Genomic DNA, 2,761 nt, shown 5'->3' on the forward strand with positions numbered 1-2,761 from the left:
CAGAGATGTGAGGTCCTTCGGGGGCGGTCACAGGTGGTGCATGGCTGTCGTCAGCTCGTGTCGTGAGATGTTGGGTTAAGTCCCGCAACGAGCGCAACCCTCGTTCGATGTTGCCAGCGCGTTATGGCGGGGACTCATCGAAGACTGCCGGGGTCAACTCGGAGGAAGGTGGGGATGACGTCAAGTCATCATGCCCCTTATGTCCAGGGCTTCACGCATGCTACAATGGCCGGTACAATGGGCTGCGATACCGTGAGGTGGAGCGAATCCCAAAAAGCCGGTCTCAGTTCGGATCGGGGTCTGCAACTCGACCCCGTGAAGTCGGAGTCGCTAGTAATCGCAGATCAGCAACGCTGCGGTGAATACGTTCCCGGGCCTTGTACACACCGCCCGTCACGTCACGAAAGTCGGCAACACCCGAAGCCGGTGGCCCAACCCTTGTGGAGGGAGCCGTCGAAGGTGGGGCTGGCGATTGGGACGAAGTCGTAACAAGGTAGCCGTACCGGAAGGTGCGGCTGGATCACCTCCTTTCTAAGGAGCACCTTCACCTGAAAGGGTGCAAGGAGCCCGCGGCCCACGGATGTTGGGTCGGGGTGCTCAGATGGCGGAGACACTGGTTAGTTTTTCGTCGGCAACGGCCGGGTTTTCTTCTAGTACAGCTGCCTTTCGGGGTGGTGGGAACGGGGGTCCTGGTGCGGCTGAGGAGGAATGTAGGCACCCTGTTGGGTCCTGAAGGAACAACCGTTGTGGTTGTTGTTTCAGAGACTTGTCCAGCCCTCCTTGGTGGGGGCTGGGAGTCTGCCAGGCATGGCCTGGCCTCACATACCGCTGACCGTGTGGTTGGGTTTGGTGTGGGGCGGATCGGGTTGTGGGTTGGTCGTTTGTTGAGAATTGCACAGTGGACGCGAGCATCTTTGTGGTCAAGTTGTCAAGGGCGAACGGTGAATGCCTTGGCACCAGGAGCCGATGAAGGACGTGGGAGGCCGCGATAGGCCTGGGGGAGCTGTCAACCAAGCTGTGATCCCAGGGTGTCCGAATGGGGAAACCTGGCACCAGTCATGTGGTGTCACCCACACCTGAACACATAGGGTGTGTGGAGGGAACGCGGGGAAGTGAAACATCTCAGTACCCGCAGGAAGAGAAAACAATTTAGTGATTCCGTGAGTAGTGGCGAGCGAAAGCGGATCGAGGCTAAACCGGCTGCGTGTGATACCTGTCAGGGGTTGCGTGGTCGGGGTTGTGGGACCCTGCTGAACAAGCTGACACTTGTTCGAGAAGTTACAAAGTTAGTGGCTAGTCGAACAGTCTGGAATGGCTGACCGTAGACGGTGAGAGTCCGGTAGGCGAAAGTTGCTGACCTTCTGTGGGTGTTCCCGAGTAGCGGCGGACCCCTGAAATCTGCCGTGAATCTGCCAGGACCACCTGGTAAGCCTAAATACTTCCTGGTGACCGATAGCGGACAAGTACCGTGAGGGAATGGTGAAAAGTACCCCGGGAGGGGAGTGAAATAGTACCTGAAACCGTTCGCCTACAATCCGTCGGAGCCTTACGGGGTGACGGCGTGCCTTTTGAAGAATGAGCCTGCGAGTTAGTGGCATGTGGCGAGGTTAACCCGTGTGGGGGAGCCGTAGCGAAAGCGAGTCTGAATAGGGCGATTCAGTCGCGTGTCCTAGACCCGAAGCGGAGTGATCTAGCCATGGGCAGGCTGAAGCGCGGGTAAGACCGCGTGGAGGGCCGAACCCACCAATGTTGAAAAATTGGGGGATGACCTGTGGTTAGGGGTGAAAGGCCAATCAAACTCCGTGATAGCTGGTTCTCCCCGAAATGCATTTAGGTGCAGCGTCGCGTGTTTCTTGCCGGAGGTAGAGCACTGGATGGTCTAGGGGGCCCACAAGCTTACCGAAATCAGCCAAACTCCGAATGCCGGTAAGTGAGAGCGCGGCAGTGAGACTGCGGGGGATAAGCTTCGTAGTCGAGAGGGAAACAGCCCAGATCACCAGCTAAGGCCCCTAAGCGTGTGCTAAGTGGAAAAGGATGTGGGGTCGCATAGACAACCAGGAGGTTGGCTTAGAAGCAGCCACCCTTTAAAGAGTGCGTAATAGCTCACTGGTCAAGTGGTTCCGCGCCGACAATGTAGCGGGGCTCAAGCACACCGCCGAAGCTGTGGCATTCACATTTTATCCTCGCTTGGACTTGATTCCTTGTGCAGGTGTGTGGATGGGTAGGGGAGCGTCGTGCCGCGAGTGAAGCAGCGGGGTGACCCAGTTGTGGACGCGGCACGAGTGAGAATGCAGGCATGAGTAGCGAAAGAAGGGTGAGAAACCCTTCCGCCGGATGACCAAGGGTTCCAGGGCCAGGCTAATCCGCCCTGGGTGAGTCGGGACCTAAGGCGAGGCCGAGAGGCGTAGTCGATGGACAACGGGTTGATATTCCCGTACCCGCGAAAGAGCGTCCCTGATGAACCTCGTTGTGCTAACCGCCCGAGCTGCCGGAGACCTTCGGGTTGATGGTGGGGAGCGTGGGAACCTGATGGGTAGTAGTCAAGCGATGGGGTGACGCAGGAAGGTAGCTGAGCCCGGCCGGTGGTTGTGCCGGGGTAAGCGTGTAGGCCGTGTTGTAGGCAAATCCGCAACACATTCAGGGCTGAGACGTGATGCCGAGCCGATTCAGGTGAAGTCAGTGATCCTATGCTGCCGAGAAAAGCCTCTAGCGAGTTCTTAGCGGCCCGTACCCCAAACCGACACAGGTGGTCAGGTAGAGA

Annotated in this window: 2 rRNA genes (1 of these 2 cut by a window edge); both read left to right on the forward strand. The window is 58.0% G+C overall.

Going from position 1 to position 2,761, the window contains the following annotated elements:
• Positions 1–531 (forward strand): 16S ribosomal RNA (locus ACFYPM_RS32150); the annotation flags it as partial.
• 387 nt (positions 532–918) lie between these two features.
• Positions 919–2,761 (forward strand): 23S ribosomal RNA (locus ACFYPM_RS32155); its annotated part runs 1,240 nt beyond the window's last position; the annotation flags it as partial.

This window comes from Micromonospora sp. NPDC005203, assembly GCF_042872705.1.
Classification (GTDB): Bacteria; Actinomycetota; Actinomycetes; order Mycobacteriales; family Micromonosporaceae; genus Micromonospora.